The sequence below is a fragment of the Arthrobacter humicola genome (assembly GCF_022803015.1).
GTDB lineage: Bacteria > Actinomycetota > Actinomycetes > Actinomycetales > Micrococcaceae > Arthrobacter > Arthrobacter humicola_A.
Genome location: NZ_JAFKON010000005.1, coordinates 41,192 through 58,813, shown reverse-complemented (window position 1 = coordinate 58,813; position 17,622 = coordinate 41,192). Strand labels below are relative to the sequence as shown.

11 protein-coding genes and 1 tRNA gene are annotated in these 17,622 nt (G+C 61.9%); 4 read left to right on the top strand and 8 right to left on the bottom strand.

All coding sequences use genetic code 11. The features are described 5' to 3' along the window. The first annotated feature begins 16 nt into the window (after positions 1-16). Entirely contained in the window at positions 17-1,363 is a 1,347-nt protein-coding gene (locus ARTB_RS11505; protein WP_243180555.1) for a lipopolysaccharide biosynthesis protein, read from the top strand. Positions 1,364-1,421: 58 nt separating this feature from the next. Here ARTB_RS11505 and ARTB_RS11500 read toward each other — a convergent pair whose 3' ends face one another. The 8 genes from ARTB_RS11500 to ARTB_RS11465 all read right to left on the bottom strand — a co-directional run bounded on the left by ARTB_RS11500 (position 1,422) and on the right by ARTB_RS11465 (position 15,633). Beyond that, positions 1,422-2,552: a hypothetical protein gene (locus ARTB_RS11500; RefSeq protein WP_243180554.1), complete on the bottom strand. Its 1,131-nt coding sequence runs from the start codon at positions 2,550-2,552 to the stop codon at positions 1,422-1,424. Positions 2,553-2,878: 326 nt separating this feature from the next. Continuing rightward, positions 2,879-7,543 (bottom strand): LamG domain-containing protein, encoded by a 4,665-nt coding sequence (locus ARTB_RS11495; protein WP_243180553.1) that lies wholly within the window; start codon positions 7,541-7,543, stop codon positions 2,879-2,881. Between the two features lie 104 nt (positions 7,544-7,647). Next, positions 7,648-8,409 (bottom strand): hypothetical protein, encoded by a 762-nt coding sequence (locus tag ARTB_RS11490; RefSeq protein ID WP_243180552.1) that lies wholly within the window; start codon positions 8,407-8,409, stop codon positions 7,648-7,650. Further along, on the bottom strand, positions 8,406-9,029 hold the full coding sequence (locus tag ARTB_RS11485) for a CDP-alcohol phosphatidyltransferase family protein (protein ID WP_308197238.1): 624 nt from the start codon (positions 9,027-9,029) through the stop codon (positions 8,406-8,408). Before ARTB_RS11485 ends, ARTB_RS11490 begins: the two co-directional genes overlap by 4 nt. Before the next feature lie 173 nt (positions 9,030-9,202). Continuing rightward, a complete protein-coding gene (locus tag ARTB_RS11480; RefSeq protein WP_243180549.1) occupies positions 9,203-10,399 on the bottom strand; it encodes a DUF1972 domain-containing protein in 1,197 nt (398 codons plus the stop codon). A 72-nt stretch (positions 10,400-10,471) separates the two neighbouring features. Beyond that, entirely contained in the window at positions 10,472-10,930 is a 459-nt protein-coding gene (locus ARTB_RS11475; protein WP_243180547.1) for an adenylyltransferase/cytidyltransferase family protein, read from the bottom strand. Positions 10,931-10,940: 10 nt separating this feature from the next. Further along, a complete protein-coding gene (locus ARTB_RS11470) occupies positions 10,941-12,518 on the bottom strand; it encodes a sugar transferase (protein WP_243180545.1) in 1,578 nt (525 codons plus the stop codon). Between the two features lie 649 nt (positions 12,519-13,167). Continuing rightward, positions 13,168-15,633 (bottom strand): LamG-like jellyroll fold domain-containing protein, encoded by a 2,466-nt coding sequence (locus tag ARTB_RS11465; RefSeq protein ID WP_243180543.1) that lies wholly within the window; start codon positions 15,631-15,633, stop codon positions 13,168-13,170. A gap of 512 nt (positions 15,634-16,145) precedes the next feature. On the opposite strand from ARTB_RS11465, the gene ARTB_RS11460 reads away from it, so the two are divergent. The 3 genes from ARTB_RS11460 to ARTB_RS11450 all read left to right on the top strand — a co-directional run bounded on the left by ARTB_RS11460 (position 16,146) and on the right by ARTB_RS11450 (position 17,616). Beyond that, positions 16,146-16,219 (top strand) — tRNA-Gly (locus tag ARTB_RS11460). Positions 16,220-16,309: 90 nt separating this feature from the next. Next, a complete protein-coding gene (locus ARTB_RS11455; protein ID WP_018774018.1) occupies positions 16,310-16,459 on the top strand; it encodes a hypothetical protein in 150 nt (49 codons plus the stop codon). After that, positions 16,456-17,616, top strand: coding sequence for a N(5)-(carboxyethyl)ornithine synthase (locus ARTB_RS11450; protein ID WP_243180535.1), 1,161 nt, complete (start codon positions 16,456-16,458; stop codon positions 17,614-17,616). The genes ARTB_RS11455 and ARTB_RS11450 overlap by 4 nt, the downstream gene beginning before the upstream one ends. Positions 17,617-17,622: the final 6 nt, after the last annotated feature.

Sequence of the window (17,622 nt, the reverse complement as noted above, 5' to 3'; positions counted from 1 at the left end):
AGCGTATCGGTCAAGCATGTGGTCCAAGCTGGGGAAAACCGCGGGCACAAAAATGATTGTCCTAGGTCTTTCAGGCCTGTGCGCCATCGTGACCAGCCGAATGATACTTTCTCACTTCGGTACGGAAGCCTATGCGCAATACGGCCTGCTTGCCTCTCTGCCGAGCCTTCTTCCCTTTGCGGACTTAGGCATTGCCGCCGTCGTCATAAATTCGATCGCCGAGGCCAAGAATCCCAGGAGCGACGAGCACGTTCGTCGGTCCCTGCTGACTGCCTTGAGGATCCTCCTCGTTTCCGGCACCGTAATCATGGCAACGTCCGCCCTGGTTTCCGTCCTGGGGCTTTGGCCTGTGTTGCTAGGCAACGGCCTTCTACCGGATGGCGGAGCTTGGGCGGCCTTTTTGTGCATGGCCGTATTCGGGATCACCCTTCCCCTCGCGGTGGGACAACGGATCCTGGTCGGGCTTGAGCGGACAGCCACACAGGTTAAGAGCCAAATAGTCGTTGCCCCGCTCATATTGCTGGCTGTTCTACTATCGATTGGGCTTGCGGCGCCGGTTGGCAGCTATTTGGCAGTGTTTTCCTACGCCGCTGCTGCCGTCAACTCCATCATCTGCCTCATCATTGCCAGCCGTCTGATCAGTCCTCAGCTGACCTCAGCTCTCAGATCCGTTCCGCACATAAAACGCGAGCCCGGCATCAAAGCCTTCCATCTTGCCTGGCCCATGCTCCTCCAGATGGTCGCCCTTCCAATAGCTATGCAGAGCGACCGGCTGCTGCTCAGCCATTTGACCCATGGAGAGGAGCTGGCGCAGTACAACCTTGCCTCGCAACTTTTTGGCATGATTCTGCAAGTTATTGCCGCGGCAGGAATAGTTCTGTGGCCCATTTATGCCAAGGCGAGATCGGCGTCGCGCATCGAATCGCCGCTCGTTCCGACAATTTGGTTTGCCGCGGGCGGCCTATTCCTAGGCGGACTACTGGCCATCGCCACGCCATTTCTCGTTGCCTTTGTTTCCGATGGCAGAATTATTCTGGATGCGTGGCTCGTTTCCGGGTTCGCGGTTTTCGTCGCCCTCCAGGCAGCTAAATACCCAACGGGCATGTACATGACCGACAGCGCAGGCCTGCGGTTTCAGGTCCTGCCCATACTCATGCTTGTCCCGCTGAACATTGCCATATCGTGGTGGCTGATTTCGCTGCTGGGCGCGGCCGGTCCGATCATCGGCTCCGCCATCTCGGTTGCAGCCTGCCAGCTGATCCCTAATCTCTGCTACGTGACGCGCGACTTGGCCCGGCGCCGGCAGGGGCAGGGCGCCGGGGCCAACTTGTCGCCCCATGAAAGCAACACGGCCAAGCTATGAACTTCCTGCTGATGAGTCTCACTTTGGTCGCAGGCCGGGGTGGTGAGGAGAACAGGCTTTAGGCTGGATGCAGCCAGGTGAACGGCAGCGCGGCCCCCGTCGGGCCATAAACGCGGGGGGCGGACTTTTGGGCCTGGTTCCCCATGGTCCAAGTCTCGACAACGAATTTTCCGGAGCCCACACTCGTCCCGTCCCACTTGGGGTTTTTCACCGTGAGCACACAGTCTGTTCCGCCGCGGGCTGCATCGGAGTTCAAGGACATGTGCAAAGTACCGCCGGTGGTCTTCCGGTCACAGATCATCACGGGATCGTTGTACGTGATACGCGTGGACTGTTCGTGGTTGAAGCAGTACCCTGCAAGCTTGCCTGTCCCGGAGCCAATGTATTCCGAACGCACCCGGGTCACAGTTGAATCACGCGACTCGAACCAGGCAATGCCGCCGCCACCAGTAAGAGAATGGTGGAAGTAGCAGTCCTGGAATGTGATCCCCGAGCTGTTGTTCACCATTACGGGGCTGGAACTAACCCGCACACCTGCGCGGCGGCCATCCACTTCGGTGTTGGTTACCCGCACCGAAGTGCACTGGAATATGCTGATGCCCCCGGTTTCGCCCGGCGGGACGGAGTCGTAGCCGGTGATGCCATTGATATAGACGTTATCGACGACGCCGTTTGCCCGGCTCAGCCGAAGACCGTTGTACTCATGGCCCAGGCTGGTTCCCTGGATTTGGAAGTTGCGCAGTTCGACTGTGATCATCGGATCTGCGCTGGAAGCGATCGCGTGAATGAGCATGTAGGGCGAAGCTCCACCGGTCCACCTCGGCTGGCTCGAGGAGGCCATCCTAAAAATAGTGTTGCGTCCGGACCCCACCAGGCCGCGACAGCCGGCACCACCGGAACGATTCCCCAACCGCACGCCGTCTTTGTACCCGTAGCGGAAATTGGACGGAATGGTGAACACGCCTTCGGGGAAGGTCAGCACCCGATTACCGGTAACTTTGTTGATGACCGTCTGCAGGTCGTTGCCGGAGCTGTACAGGTCCTCATAGCGGACGTAGCCGGTGCCCGTCGGACGAGCGATGGCCGCTGCGGACGGTGTGGCGTTACCGAGCTGGCCTGCCGCCAGCCCGAGGGCCGCCGCGGCCCCTAATCCCAGGGCGCTCCTACGGGAAAGATGAGTCGCTTCCATTATTTGTTCCTTAGATCTGAGGGGCCGCCCAAGCTTGCGCTCTACCGCAACGTAACGACTGGATAACTTTTGCCGTTACAGCATCGGGGAAGGCGCGACGGCGTGTCAAACCAGCACCACGAGTTTGTTCCCCCTTGAGGCGCGGCGTGTCGGGCCACCTCTAGTGTGCTCCCTTTGGGGTCCCCCCGGCCAGACGCGAGTCCTGACGCGGGTGACGCCGACCACCCGCGAGTCCCGCCTCGACGGCGGAGAGCCCCCTTGAGTGTGATTAATACCACACCCAAGGGGGCTCTCCGCCGGCGTTCCCGGCCGTGTCGCGCCGGGGGTTAGGGCTCCCTGGTGGTAAGCCAGTTACGCAGGGTCACCTTCACCGGGCCGTTGAGGTTCGACCCCGACACGTAGCTGAGTATGCCGACGGAGCCAGGGACCTGGAGCGCCGACGTCGAGTCGGTCGCGGTCAGGCTCCATGCTGCCGGCTCAGCGGTGCTGGTTTTCCAGGCCTTAGCGCTCAAAGTACTGGGCGACGTTCCGGTCACGGCCATTTTGATCCGCACGGAATCTCCCACGTTGTACGTCAGCCCGAGGGTCCTGGTCGAAAGGATGGTTTCCGCCCCTGCAACCGTTTTGGTCAGGTACAGAGTCAAGGCTCCGGTCCTGGAAATCCACAGCTTGGCTCGATAGTCGTTGGAGCTGCCGGCGTTACGGCCTATGACCGAGACAAAGGTCCCGCCACCGTCTCCGATCTTGTCGAGGGATACATCGAACTGCGTCACGGCCGAGTCCGCAGAAACCGCATTCAGGAATGCGCTTCGAGTAGCTCCCGCAGCGTTGTTGATCGTTGCATTTCCATTGGCGACCGAATAGTTGCTCGCACCGGACGGGGTCGTCCAGTTGCCTCCGACATCCGCCTGCCCGAAGCCGCCGGCAACTGTCCGACCGAAGTCGTCCTTTGCCAGGGGCTGGTCGGCAGGAGCCGTTACCGTGATGGACTTGCTGACGGTACCTGTCGCTCCCTTGTCATCCGTCACCGTCAGCTTGACCTGATAGGTTCCCGCCGCTGCATATGTGTGCGACGGTGTCCGCCCTGTCCCGGCTGGCGACGAATCGCCGAAGTCCCAGGCGTAGCTGGCAACCGTGCCGTCCGGATCTGCCGACGCCGACCCGTCCAGCGTCGCGGTCAGATCCGCCACAGCCGAGCTAAAGGCAGCCACCGGAGACTGGTTGGCCGCGGTGACCGTTACTGCTTGCGTCACTTGCCCTGTCGCTCCCTTGTCATCCGTCACCGTCAGCTTGACCTGATAGGTTCCCGCCGCTGCATATGTGTGCGACGGTGTCCGCCCTGTCCCGGCCGGCGACGAATCGCCGAAGTCCCAGGCGTAGCTGGCAACCGTGCCGTCCGGATCTGCCGACGCCGACCCGTCCAGCGTCGCGGTCAGATCCGCCACAGCCGAGCTAAAGGCAGCCACCGGAGACTGGTTGGCCGCGGTGACCGTTACTGCTTGCGTCACTTGCCCTGTCGCTCCCTTGTCATCCGTCACCGTCAGCTTGACCTGATAGGTTCCCGCCGCTGCATATGTGTGCGACGGAGTCCGCCCTGTCCCGGCCGGCGACGAATCGCCGAAGTCCCAGGCGTAGCTGGCAACCGTGCCGTCCGGATCTGCCGACGCCGACCCGTCCAGCGTCGCGGTCAGATCCGCCACAGCCGAGCTAAAGGCAGCCACCGGAGACTGGTTGGCCGCGGTGACCGTTACTGCTTGCGTCACTTGCCCTGTCGCTCCCTTGTCATCCGTCACCGTCAGCTTGACCTGATAGGTTCCCGCCGCTGCATATGTGTGCGACGGAGTCCGCCCTGTCCCGGCCGGCGACGAATCGCCGAAGTCCCAGGCGTAGCTGGCAACCGTGCCGTCCGGATCTGCCGACGCCGACCCGTCCAGCGTCGCGGTCAGATCCGCCACAGCCGAGCTAAAGGCAGCCACCGGAGACTGGTTGGCAGGCGTGGTGCCCGCACCCAGGGCGTAGTGAGCCGAAACGTCGGAGGAACTCAGCGCCGTGGAGTACACGGCCACCTCATCGATGGCTCCCGCGAAGTATGGCTGCGGTCCCCACGTCGTATCTGCACCCACACGCCAGTAGCCGTTGTAGGCTTGGGACCCGGCCTGCGGATTGGAACCGACCTCCTGGCCATCCACATACAGCTTCATCCCGTCCGACGACTGGGTTGCCACCATATGGTGCCACGACCCGTCGTTGTACGGCTGTGGAGTCGTAATGGTGTTGGCTTGACCCGTCCAAACGCCGAACGTCAATTGTCCGCTGTTCTCCATGTAGACGTGCCGGTCGTAGTTGCCCGAGAGTCCGGTCTGGGAACCACCGAAACCGATCAGCTTGCCGCCATTGGTGGTGGTTGTGTTGAACCACAGCTCCTCCGTGTAAACCGTGGGGTTGGAGAACTGGGCGTCGGACGAGAGCAAGCCCGATGAGCCGTCGAATTCGACGGCTGTATTAGTCACTCCTGCGAGCGCCCCTGGGCGTCCCAGACTCGTTCCGCTGACGAAGGTACCTGTATTGCCTACCGCACCGCTGTCGGCTGCCGTCGTTCCCGTAGTTTCGCCCACCCTCCAGTACAGGTCCGGGTTGAGCTGGAACACTGCCTTGCCGTAGTTGTCTACAGGCGCAGTGGGCAGGTTAAGGGTGCGGCCGGAGGCCTGGAAGTGGTTCTGGACCTGGGACAGCCCCAGAACGGTCGGGTAGATGCTTACTTCATCGATGCTTCCCTGGAAGTAGCTACTTGCGGGCTGCGACGGCCAGCCGTTGAGGTTGTCGCCACCGATTCGCCAGACCCCGGTGTAGGGCTGTCCGCTGGTCACGTCCGCGCGCTTCGCAATTCGCTTTCCGTCGACATATAGCACCATTCCGTTAGAACCAAGGCTGACGGTGACTTGGTGCCACTGCCCGTCATTGAAACCGGCGGAGCTTTGCAGGGTTTCCGTATTTCCGGTGTAGACGCCGTAGATGATCCGTCCTGCGTTGTCCATATAGACGTGGCGGTCATAGCTGCCGGACTCTCCTGTCGGGCTATTTCCAAAGCCGAGTATCTTGCCTCCTGAAGTGCTTGTGGTCTTGAACCACGCTTCGGCCGTGAACGTGTCCGGGCCTTGGATCCGGGTCTGGGTAGCCCCGAACCCGGTATTCGTTCCGTCGAAGGTGGTTGCAGCGTTCGTGTCCCCGGTGATGGCGCCGGCGGTTCCGCGTGTTGCGCCGGTCCCTAGGCTGATATCGCTCCAGCCGGCCCAGTCTACGGCGGTCCCTCCGCTGCCTTCGCCCAACCGCCAGTAGTCAGCCGCACCGTCGTCGAGAACGCCACGGGCATAGTCACTGACGCTCCCGGCCGTGGCGGTGGTGACGCTGACGGCGTTCGATTTCGCGGTGTTGCCGAAGGCATCGGTGGCGATGATCTGATATGTGTGGGTGGATCCGGCCGCCAGTCCCGTGTCGATGTATCCCATGCCCGGCCGACGCCAGAAGTCGGACTCCTGTGTTTTGGTGTAGATCGGCGTGGCAGTCTTTCCGTCACGGATGAGCTGGTAGCTCAGGTTTTGATTGTCCTTATCCCAGTTCGCCTGCCAGCTGACCCTCGCCGTTCCGGTGGCGGTGCTGATAACGGACGGGTTGAAGGCGGCGCCTGTGACCACCGGGCCCTGCTTGTTTGGCGCAATGCCCTTGACTGCAAACCGGACCAGGCCCTGCTGGGCTTTTCCGTTTACGCTTGGGAACTCGCCGCCGGCGACGATGTATTGGTTGTTGCCGGTGATGTTCCAGGCGGCCTGGGATGCGCCGCTGAACGTGCCGACGGCGAATTCGGGGTACCACTGAAGGAGAGACGGCGAGGGATTCCCGGCAAAATTGAAGTATCCATAGGGATCATCGGTCAGAGTGCCCGTCGCTGCCTTGCTGAACGCCAGTGCATGATTGAATGTCCACTTTGGCGACGTCTGGGGAAAACCGCCGATGTTTCCGCAGTAATGGGCATGACTTACGGTGTAGACGGCTGTATCGGATGCGTAGACGCCATAGGTGTCGCCGTGGCAGTCCTCGACCCACTTGATGGCACCGTCGGACCAGTCAGCGGAGAATGTTCCCTCCAGGTTCCCGCCGTTGCCAAACACGTAGCCCGTTCCGTAAACTCTTGTTCCGTCGCTGGCGAGGCTGAGGATGGCTGCTTGTGGCCCGCCGTTTCTCACCAAGCCGTTCGCGGCCCACGGCAACAGCCCGCCGGTGTTAGTATCGACTGCCCCCAGCCCGTAGCCGGGGTTGCTCGAACCGTTGAGTGTGGTGAAGCCGCCCCCCACTACAACCTTGGAGTCATCCGGTGAAACGAGCAGCGTGTTGACGTCGCCGCCGGCCGGGACCGGGTTCCAATTCAGCAGGGTAGCGTTTGACGTCGACACTGCGGCCAGCTTGGGGCGGCTGACCGATCCGACGCCGCTGAACCACCCGCCCATGTAGACGGCGTTGTTGGATGCCGTGAGAGCCACCACACGCGAGTTAACTTTCGGCGCCCAGGACGTGATCAGCGCACCAGTCGTGGGGTTCAGCGCAGCTACATAGGGCCGTGCTACGCCGTTCACCTGCGAAAAGGCGCCCCCGACGAAGAGCTTGGATCCGTCTGGTGAAGCCGCAATGGTTTTCGCCATGCCGTTCAGGCTGGCGGTAAATGTCGTAATCAGATTTCCGGTTGTGACGTCGTAGGCCAGGATATTGTTCCGGGCGACGGTGTTTGTTCCCGGTGCGGCGCCGGCCGGCCTGGCCGTGTTGAATTGTCCTACCGCGTAGGCCACGTTGCCGATGATGACCTGCTGCCAGACGATTCCATCGATCTGCACCGTGGGCAAAGCATCCGCCGAGACGGTGACGGGTGTGGCGGGGTTGGCGGGATCAAGAGGAGCGGTGTCGGCCGTAACGGGAGGAGCCGCGACCAGGGCCATCGACATAGCAACCGCGGAAGCGAGCAGGACGGCGCCAAGCTTCCTAGGCCCGTTACCGGGCCAGCGTCGAGAGCGGTTTGTTGGAACGGGTTGGGGACTGGACGGTTCGATCATGGCTTACCTTCTGTCGGTGCGGCACCTTCGAATGCCGCAATAGGCGAATCAACCTGAAAATTCACGAGAACTCGAACCTTGTCCCGTTGGTCTACGGGAACCAGGAAAACATACGTGGCCGAGCCGGACTCCCCGGGGGCGATCGTGGGGGGAAATTCGGACACATCAGGCCCGCTGAGCGTGATGGAAGGCAGATCCTCCGCACCTGCGCTGACGTTCACTACGACGTCCGCCGTCGTAAGGGGGCGGTCCGTGCTGTTGTGGAGAGTGACGGTGAACCGGAGGGATGGGCCAGCGACCTCACCGGCTTTTTGAGCCTGTCCCTGGACGCTCTCAAACTCGGTGATCTCGGCGGTGATGCCTTCCCGTATGGATGCTGGTTGATCCAGCGGGACCGGCGGCGCGACAGGCTGGTCCACGTTGGCAAGCTGCGCGTCGCTGCCGGTCGCGGGCGCAGGAGCCGGGCTGGCCGCCGTCGGCTCCGGGGCCGGCGCGGAAGCCGGCGAGGCCGGGGCAGTTGTGCCGCCCGGCAAGGATTGCATTGCCGTCTCCGTCGGCGTCGCTGTCGGTGTCGGCGTCGCAACAACCCCGGTTGAGGAGCCAGCTAGACCCGCGGGACGGTGGTTGGAGGACTGGCTGGTCCCCCAGATGATGGCTCCTATCAGGAACACGGTCAGGATAAATCCGATCACCAGGAACTGGACTCTCCGCCGGCTGTCCAGGGGACGGCCCTCTGCAGTATTCGTGCTGTTATTCATGATTCGCTCCGAGTTGAGACCAATTTGGATGTTGAGAGGCTTCTCATATCGCCAAACCACCGGGTCGAAGCCACTGCCAGATGCATTGCGTTGAGCGCGAAGAACAAGCTGTAAACCGTGAAGAAGGCAAGCGGGGCCCCCAGCAGCAGGAACACCAAACACAGCACTCCGTAGTCAGTGGGGACTAAAAGCGCAGATTTGAGCGCTGACGACTTCCTGGGGATGGCAGCGCGGCCGGACTTCAGCAGCACCACTGCCTTGAGCTGATCGTTCAAGATCATCGCAAAGAACGACACGGTTCCGACGATGGCGTAGCCAATCGGAACCAGGAGCCATCCATCCGAGGGAAGCTGGAAATGGCGGAAGGCCGCGATGAGAACGGCAAGGTGCAGGCTGACGATCTTCGTACTGTCCACGACGTGGTCCAGCCATTCTCCGGCCACGGAGCCACTCCCTTGGAGCCGCGCCAACTGCCCGTCTGCGGAGTCAAAGATGTATCCCAGCGCCAGCGCTGCCCAGACGAGTGCCCCGACCCACCCAGCCGGGGCGGTCGTGGCCAGCAGGATTATCCCGCCAAAGGTGAAGGTTGCACTGACCGCGGTGACCTGGTTAGGGGACATGCCGGCGCGATACGCTGCTGCCGCGACGAATCTGCCGGCCCGCCGGTTGACGAGTATGGAATATGGCGGGGCCCCGGCCGCTACTGGTTTCTGGGCGGATCCCAGCGCTGCGAGCGTTCCCTTGAAGCCGGTCCGCGGCGGTGACGTCCGAGCATGCTGTGCTCCTACCCTGCTCACGATGCCACCCGGCTTTCGTCCTGCGCCCGTCCGGCGGCAGGGGGTTCGCTGTTTTGAGCGTGGGTCAGGGCACCGGAGTCCAGCCCGTAGCACAGCGTTTCGTAAAGATCTGCCACCAGGTCCCAGTCGTACTTCGCCGCAATTTCCCGGGCTTGGCTCCCTCTCGATCTGGTTCCGGCGAGACGCGCCTCAGAGTCCTCGGCCAACCGTGCGACGTCGGCCGGGTCGCGGAAGTATTCGCCGGCTGACTCCAGCACCTCGCGGTTGAAGTTGACGTCAAAAGCGTTGGTCGCCGTACCCGCACCGATCGCCCGGAGCAGGGAAGGATTGGTGCCCCCGACAGAATGGCCGTGCCAGTAGACCAAGGCGTTGGCGTACAGCTCATCCAGCAACTCCTGGTCCCAAACCCCGCCGAGGAATCGCACTCTCGAGTCTGCGGAATCCTGTACCTTTTGGCTGTACTCCTGGCCGTAAGGCGTGGTTCCCACGACGACTAAGGGGAGCTTGGCGGCGCTCCGGACATAGCCTTCAACGATCATATGAACGTGGTTTTCCGGCTCCAGCCGGGCCACCACGAGATGGTACTGCCCGGAGGACAGGCCAATGCCCGCGAGACGTTCCGGCTCCCGGGGCGCAAGTAAGGGTGCGCCGTACGAAATCAGCTGGGTGGCGGCATTGAAGGTGGCGCGGTAGTAGTCACGAATCCCGGCTGCATCTGCAATAAGGGCATTGGAAAACCGGACGGAAAATCTCTCTGCCCAGCGGTAGTACCGTTTCCCGAGGGTCCCCCACTTGGCCCGCTTCCATTCCAGGCCGTCCATGTGGGTGGCCACTGGAATGCGCGCCAACCGGAGAAGGGGAAGCCAAGGAGCGTTCGCTGCGTTGAAAACGATTGTGGCGTCAGCCCTGCGGAACAGCAGATGAGCCACCGACAATCCGGTGTGGCTCAAAGTCTCGAGTGAGCGTCGGCGGAGTGCCGGCAGATGCACAAGCTGCATCCCCTCGTATTCCTTGACGCGGGTGTCTATGCCGTTTCCGGAGCGGCAGTAGACCGTTACCAGATGGCCCCGCTCAGCTAGCCTGCGCCCCACTTCCTCGACACAGGTTTCGAAGCCGCCGTAATGTGCGGGCACACCCCGTGTCCCGACCAGTGCAATACGTAATCCGGCACGCCGAACAGCTTTATGTTTCATTTTTCCCCCCCGGGGACTTTGTGGTTTTAGAGAGACCTGCTGGCTGGCCCCGTGGGGCCCGAACGTTTTGAATTAGGGGATGCCTTGCAGGGGCACCCACCCCTGAGCGTCGGAGTTTAGGAGCTCAAGGGTCCGGCGAATGGCTGTGCTCGACGTGTGCACGGTGTAGGGAAAATAGACAACGTCCACGCCCACTGCCGCGAAATCTCGTTCAAGCTCCAAGCCCTTGGGCGTGCCCCTCCAGTCGTCCCCTTTGAAAAGAACGTCGAAGGGATTGGAACGCCAGGTGTCGATCTTGCGCGGGAGGTGTTCAGAAATCGCATCATCTACAAATCGGATATTGCGAACGATTTCCAAACGTTCTGCCAGCGGAATTATCGGCGGCTGGCCCTTGGTCTTGACCAGGAGCTCATCGGTGACAACGCCGGCAACCAGGAAGTCGCATTCCGCTTTGGCCTGCCGCAGCAAATTCAGGTGGCCTACATGAAATAGATCAAAGGCGCCCGCTGCATAGCCGATTCGGGGGGTCATAGCATCTCCTTCAGTACGCACCGACGGGACTGCGCATGGCTCTAAAGGTTCTCCACAGGATGACGAGGTCGCCCGTGAGCGACCAATTCTCCACGTAATAGAGATCCAGTCGGACGCTCTCCTCCCAGGGGAGGGTGGAACGGCCGTTGATCTGCCACAACCCAGTTATCCCGGGCTTAATCAGCAGCCGGCGGTGGGTGAATTTCTCATAGCTCTGGACTTCGAGAGGCAGCGGGGGCCGGGGACCGACCAGGCTCATTTCGCCGGTCAGCACATTCCAGAACTGGGGCAGCTCATCGAGGGAGAACTTACGCATCCATTGCCCGCATTCTGTAATTCGTGGATCATTTCGGATCTTGAAGAGCGGGCCGGCACCCTCGTTCAGGTCTCGCAGGGAGTCGATGTCGGTTTCAGCGGCCTGAACCATCGTCCGGAACTTCAACATGTGGAAGGGAACGCCGTTCTTGCCCGCACGTACCTGGCGGAAGATGACTGGACCCGCGCTGTCGCGCTTGACGATGACGGCCAGGATCAGCATTAGGGGCGACAAAACCACCAGCGCCGCTGAGGCAGCCACGACATCTACTACGCGTTTCAGTACGTGCTTGCCGCCGGCATACTGAGGGAGCTCCACATGCACCAGCGGCAATCCGTCTACAGGGCGCCAGTGGATTCGCGGACCGGCAACGTTTGTGAGGCGTGACGCCAGGACGAGTTCCGTTCCGGTAGCCTCGAGCTTCCATCCCAGTTCCCGGATGTACTTGCTGCCTCCAGGGAGCGGGCCCGCAACGATGACGGCATCCGCGCCTGCGACTTTGACCATCCGTGAAATCTCAGCCAGTGTCGAGAGAACCGGAATGCGGTACCAGGGAGGCCGCAGCTCCAGGGACTTATCCAGGGTGGACAAAGCCACACCGGAAATCTGATAACCGGCGGCCGGATTCAGTTCGATCTGGTTGATCACGTACTCGACGTCCGGCGTATCTCCGATCACGATGACTCGGGAGAGGTACTCGCCCCGGCTCCGCTGCTGGTTCAGCCACTTCCGCCAAAGCCACCGGCTTCCGGTGAGCAGCACAAGCCCTAGGGGCAGGGCAATCGCAAAGTAGCCCCGTGCGACATCGAAACGGACAAAGACCATTGCTATTGCCAGGACACCGAATAGCTTGAGCGTGGCTTGAACTACCCTCTTGTATTCAGTTGCGCCTGCACCAAACGTCCGGCTATCTCGGGTGGAGTAAATCTCCAGAACTGCAATCCAGGTGACCAGGATCAGCATTGATACCACGATGTAGCTGGTTTCAAAGTCCCACTCGGCCGCCGCCGGCACCTCGGCGCCGAAGCGGAAAAGGTAAGCCGAGGCGACCGAAATGAAAATCGCTGTCGCATCAGTGATTCGGAGATGATTGGAGAATTTTTTCCACCGGCGGGTGGCTGCACTCCGGGGAACGGCGATATCGGCAGGGGATTCGTCATCCCATACCGAATGCTGAGGCCTCGTTGAAATTTTTGCCGGGGCCTGGGTTCGGATAGTGTTCGTGGGGCGTACCCCCGCATGGAGTAGCCGGCGGTGCTTGACGTCACTCATGCCCGCCGCCGATTTCCTTGAGCCGATTAGACGACCCGCAACTATTCGCAGCAGTGAGCGCTGCGAACGGGGGCAAAGTGTGGCGCCGGGTCAGGAGGGCGGCGGCTGGCGTCTGCCGGTGCGAGAGCGTCATTTCCCGTGCGCTCTGCCGGTGAGGCTCATCCATTAGGAACAAACCGGGGGGGACCCACTGAAGCTGTTGGTCATACATGCTGAGACCTTCTAATGACTCGGTCGGCTTTGGTCCCCCTAGTCAAGGGGATGGACCTGCCCTGCACACGAGTGGGGTCTACCCCTATTCATCCGGGTAACCACTTGTAGGATTTATTTAGATTGGCTGAGTACCTGCACCGAATACCCACAAGCGATAGTGAAATACCCGTACGTCGCAGGGACGCAAGCGGTCGATTCGGCCCGGTTAGGGCCGTTCCTCATGGGCTTGGCCGGAACTGCGGGGACGAGTGTGGATCAGCTGCGTGCAGTCGGCAAGATCCCGAACCGGGCAGGTGCCTGCGACTGTTGGTCTCGGACGCAGACGCGACGGCGCAGACGCAGCGGCGTCCCACGGGAGCCCTAAGGGGCCCGTGGGACGCGGCAGTTATTCGGGAGGTCGTTCAAAGCCCTGTAGAGGCTAGGTGTTCCCTTGCACTCATGGAGTGACTGGAGTGCGACCGGAATCGACGTAGTGTTTCTGGACCTGCGCCGGGCTCAATACGCCGGGGTAAATCGAGACTTCGTCAATGACACCCTGGAAGAAGTTGCTCGACCGGACGCCGGGCCAATTAGCGGTGCTGTCCCCGCCTATTCTCCAGTAGCCTGCAAAGTCCTGCCCGCGTGTCACATCAGTCCGCTGAACGACCCGTACGCCGTCGATGTAGAGGGCCATCCCGCTCGATCCCAGGCTTGCCACGATCTGATGCCAGTTGCCGTCGTTATAGCTTCTTGCGGTACTCAGCGTCCTGCGCACGCCGTTGTTTACGCCAAAGTAGATTTTGCCCGAATTGTCCATGTAGACGTGCCTGTCATATTTAATGGATGTTCCCGTTGATCTGTCGCCAAAGCCTAGAATCTTGCCGCCGGCCGTGGTGGTCGTCTTGATCCAGGTTTCCGCGCTGAACACGCTGGGCCCGGGGATTGACGTCTGCGTGGATGCGAATCCGCTTGCGATTCCGCTAAACGTCGTCGCAGTGTTCGCATCCCCCACAATTGCGCCCGGCGTGCCCCTGGTAACGCCTGGGCCGACGACGGCGTCTGCCCATCCGGCCCAGTCGGCGAAAGTGTTACCGCTTGCCTCTCCGAGCCTCCAGAAACTCCCGGCACCATCCGTGAGTACGCCTTGGGCATACGCGCTCAGACTTGCCGAGGCCACAGTCACGTTGACATTGTCTGACCTGGTCACGTTGCCTAGCGGGTCCGTGATCTTGATGCGGTAGTTGTGGGTGGATCCTGGCACGAGGCCCGAGTCCACGACCCCCATTGCCGGCCGATTCCAGAAGGTCGACGCTTGGGTTTTGGTGTAGATGGGCGTGGCCTCATTGCCGTCGCGGATGACTTCATACTTCAGGTTCTCGTTGTCCTGGTCCCAGTCGGCCCGCCAACCCACACGAGCGGTTCCGGGTTTCGTAGAGAGCAGGGTCGGGTTCATGGCACTGCCGGTCAGTACGGGCCCTCGTTTGTTCGGGGCAAGGCTCTTGACCGCGAACCTGACCAGTCCCTGCTGAGGGATTCCGTTGACCTTGGGAAACTCTCCGCCCAAAATGACGTACTGCGAATTTCCAGTCACAGTCCAAGCGCCCTGGCTGGCGCCGGTAAATGTTCCGGCGTCAATGTCCGGGAACCAGGGCAGGAGGGATGGCCGGGGGGTGCCAGCAAAGTTAAAGTAGCTGGTGCTCGGTTCAGTCGTTATGGTGCCTGTTCGGGCCTTACTGAAGGAAAGGGCGCGGTGATGGGTTCGAGGGGAGGTCTCGGGGAAGCCTCCGATATTGCCGCAGTAATGGGGGTGGCCCACGACGTAGACCGCTGTGTCCGAGGGGTAAACACCATAAGAGTCTCCGTGGCAGTCTTCCACCCAGTTGACCACCCCTCCGTTCCAGGTGGCGGAGAATGCACCTTCGAGGTTGCCCCCCGAGCCGAACACATAGCCGGTGCCGTAAACGCTCGTTCCGTCCGTGGCAAGGCTATAGATTGAGGCGTTGACCCCACCGTTGCGGGCCACGCCGTTGACGGCCCACGGCAATAGGTCCCCCGTCAAAGTGTTCAGGGCCGCCATGCCGTAACCCGGGTTGCTCGATCCGTTCACACTTGTGAAGCTCCCGCCCGCGACCAACTTTGTGCCATCTGGAGAGATCACCATGTTGTTGACGTCTCCACCCGCGACCACAGGATTCCAGCTCAGCAGCGCAGCATCTGAGGCGCGGACCGCAGCTAGGCGGGACCGGCTGACAGAACCGACGCCGCTGAACCAGCCGCCCATGAAGACGGAAGTGTTCGTGGCTGCCAGGGCGTACACGCGCGAATTCACTTTCGGGGCAAAACTCGTGATCAGGGCTCCCGTGGCCGGATTCAGCGCCGCCACGTAGGGCTGCGACACGCCGTTGACCTGGGTGAAAGCGCCGGCGACATAGATCCGGGAACCATCGGGGGCTGCGGTGATGGCCTTTGCCTGGGCATTCAGGCTCGGCGCGAACGTCGTATTGAGATTTCCTGTCGTTATGTCATAAGCCAGAATGTTGTTCCGAACCACTGTGTTGGTCCCGGGAGCCGAACCGGCCGGTCGCGCGGTCGTGAAACTACCCACCACATAAACAGTGTTGCCCACGACGAGTTGCTGCCACGCCACACCATCTATCTGCACTGTCGGCAACCCGTCCGCAGAGACCGTGGGTGGCGTGGCCGGGTTGGCGGGATCTGACGGCGCGGTGTCGGCCAAGGCACCGGGACCCGGCAACAACGCGAGCGCGAGCATCATGGCGACAGCCACAGCCCCGACAACCACCCCTTGGGTGGCGCGCAGGACGGAGTGCGTCGACAACGCCTGCCTCGTTGAGCGCGGTAGGTGCCCCTCGTCCCCGCACGGCCGCGCGGGATTCTTCCCGAATACCTCGACGATACTCATGACTTTCCTCCTGATGTGGCACCGGTAGAGGCATTTGCAGTTGAAGAAACGAGGCACGTCCGGGGGTCGAACCTGGACCGCCCCGCTCTGGGGCGGCAGGAAAGACCCCATGGACGACGACAAAACATATTGATGCCTCCTAGCAACTCGGTCGGCTGTGGTCTTCCTAGTAGATTGGATTGCCCTCCAGTGCACACGAGTGACAACTACCCTGTTGGATGGGCGGACCACTCGAAGGAAGCACGTGGAGTCAGCCGTTACGGTGCGTCCCTTTACCCGCATCGGGGGCAAAATTACCTATCCTGCTTTGCCTGAATGCCAACACCCCGCCGTCGCGGGACAAAGACCAGCTGCGATGTCAGTGCACGGTGCCACAGGATGCCGGGCACGCCGGATACCTCCGGTTTCTGAGCGCAGCCAGGACTGGTGTATTCGGCTGGCGCGCCAGACTGGGGTAATGTAAATCTCGTTGTTTCATCGGGGCAATGTCCACAACTGTGGCCGGCCCCTCTGCGGCTGTAGCTCAATGGTAGAGCGCTAGCTTCCCAAGCTTGATACGCGGGTTCGATTCCCGTCAGCCGCTCCACATGCCCCGACAGGATCCCGGGCTCTTATTAGGTTGCTACCTGTATCGTCGGAAGTCAGGAACCTCTTCGGTTCCGCTACAGGAGCAATCATGGCTGACAAATCCCCCCGTCAAGCAGCATCCAAAAAATCCGGCAAATCCATTAAGGAAAAGCGCGCTGACAAGAGGGCCGCTTCAGCGCCGGCCAGCTCCCTCGATAAAGTGACCGCCGCAAAGACGGCGAGCCCCAAAAAGAAGTGACCCGTTCACCGAATTACCTCACGCTCGGCATCCTCGCCGGCACACGCAAACCGGACGAGCGGCGCCTCCCGATCCACCCCCTGCACCTGGACCGCATCGCGCCGGAGATCCGGGACCGGTTGATCCTCGAGGAAGGCTACGGCGAGCGCTTCGGCCGGTCCGACGCCGAGCTCGCACCCCTCGTGGGGCGCATCGCGCCCCGACAGCAACTGCTGGCGGAAGCCGACGTCGTCCTCCTGCCCAAGCCGCAGCCCGAGGACCTGGCCGAACTCCGGGACGGGCAGGTCCTGTGGGGCTGGCCGCACTGCGTCCAGGACCGGGCCATCACCCAGCTGGCGATCGACAAGAAACTCACCCTGATCGCCTTCGAGGCCATGAACCACTGGGCCAGCGACGGCGGCTTCGGCCTGCATGTCTTCCACAAGAACAACGAGCTCGCCGGCTACTGTTCCGTGCTGCATGCCCTGGCGCTGACCGGTTCCACCGGAGACTACGGCCGCCGGCTGAGCGCCGTCGTGATCGGCTTCGGGGCCACCGCCCGCGGCGCCGTGACGGCGCTGAATGCCCACGGTGTCCATGACGTGCAGGTGCTGACCAACCGCGGTGTTGCCGCCGTTGGCTCTCCCATCCACTCGGTCCGCATCGCGCAGTTCGACCATGACAGCGAGGCGCCGTTCCTGAGCGAGGTCATCACCGAGCGCGGGCGCGTGCCGCTGGCGCCGTTCCTGGCCGCGAGCGACATCGTGGTCAACTGCACGCTGCAGGACCCCAACGCGCCGCTGACCTACCTGCGCACCGGGGACCTGGCCGCCTTCCGGCCCGGCAGCCTGATCGTGGACGTTTCCTGCGACGAGGGCATGGGCTTCAGCTGGGCGAAAACCACCACCTTCGCCGAGCCGATGTTCAAAGTGGGTGACCACATCGACTACTACGCCGTGGACCACAGCCCGTCCTATCTGTGGAATTCCGCCAGCTGGGAAATCAGCGAGGCGCTGCTGCCGTTCCTCGAGACCGTGGTGTCCGGCCCCGACGCCTGGGCGGGAAACGAGACCATCCGCCGCGCGATCGAAATCCGCGACGGCGTAGTCCTGAACCCGGATGTGCTGCAGTTCCAGCAGCGGGAGGCAGAGTTCCCGCACCGCCCCTTGGAGCTCTAGGGGTTT